The sequence below is a fragment of the Pseudoalteromonas sp. RB2-MNA-CIBAN-0110 genome, assembly GCF_040309305.1.
Lineage (GTDB): Bacteria > Pseudomonadota > Gammaproteobacteria > Enterobacterales > Alteromonadaceae > Pseudoalteromonas > Pseudoalteromonas arctica.
The window spans coordinates 1-247 of record NZ_JBEOOQ010000279.1; the positions used below are offsets into that span (position 1 = coordinate 1).

The following is a 247-nucleotide window of genomic DNA, read 5'->3' on the forward strand; positions in this document are numbered from 1 at the left end:
ATTTTTTGTAGATTTTAATGTTTGTAAAATTATATTATTTTAATTTATTTATTCTTTTTTTATTATTAATTTATTAATTTTTAAGTTGTTTTTTTTGTTTTTTTTTTTTTTAGTTTTTTTTTTTTTTTTATTTTTATTTTTTATATTTTGTTTTTTTCGGTTTTTCTTTTTTTTTTTATGATATGATTTTAATTTGTTATAAATTTTATTGTTGATAATATTTATTAATTTGTTGAAGATTATTTTG

The 247-nt window shown here is 9.3% G+C and carries 1 protein-coding gene; it reads right to left on the minus strand.

Annotated features, from left to right (window positions below):
* Positions 1–48 precede the first annotated feature (48 nt).
* Positions 49–247, minus strand: a 199-nt coding sequence (locus AAEY68_RS21955; protein ID WP_350586877.1) for a hypothetical protein, incomplete at its 5' end; no start/stop codon positions are given.